Raw genomic sequence first — 716 nt, 5'->3', positions numbered from 1 at the left:
CATGCCTATCCTTATCGCCATCCTTACAACTATCTTTTGACATGGTGACCTCGTGACGAAACAATCCACGAGATCTTCCTAGCCGACCAGATCAGCCCTCAGTGCGTGGTCGCCGGATGACGCTCACTATCATTTGCCGCTCGAAGACGTGGAGATCGCGCAAGGCGTCCTGGACTCTGCGCAGGAGAAGGCGGCCGCGATCATCCAGGGCCGGTCGCGCGGCGGATCGGGTCAAGACCGTCATCGCAATCGGGGCTGCTTGCCTGCCCATTTGCCGCAGGTGGAGCGCGTCATCGAGCTTGCGAGCACGTTCTGTCCGTGCGGTTGCGGCGCCATGACGAAGATCGGCGAGGACGTCAGCAAACGCCTTGACGTGATCCCGGCGCAATGGCGCGTGCTGGTCACGCGCCGCCCGAAATACATCTGCCGCCGCTGCACGGGCCCTGTCGTGCAGGCGCACGCACCGGAGCATGTCGTGCCTGGTGGACTACCGACCGAAGCGGCGATTGCGCACGTGATTGTCTCCAAGTTTGGCGACCATACGCGGTTTTACCGTCAGGCCGAGATCTATGCGCGCCAGGGGATCCGACTTGATCGGGCGACACTGGGCAATTGGTCCGGCCGCGCCTGCTTCCATCTCCGACCCGTTGCCGACCACATGCGCCGCCATCTGGCAGCGGCGGATCGTCTGTTCATGGACGAAACTACGGCGCCGG

General features: G+C 63.0%; 1 pseudogene. It reads left to right on the top strand.

The features are described from left to right. Nucleotides 1–127: 127 nt before the first annotated feature. Nucleotides 128–716, top strand: a pseudogene (locus ACZIRK_RS45350) (IS66 family transposase); the annotation flags it as partial.

The sequence above is a fragment of the Bradyrhizobium sp. Leo114 genome (assembly GCF_055229415.2).
Note: the sequence above shows the minus strand (reverse complement) of the source record. Positions and strands in the feature narration are given on the sequence as shown.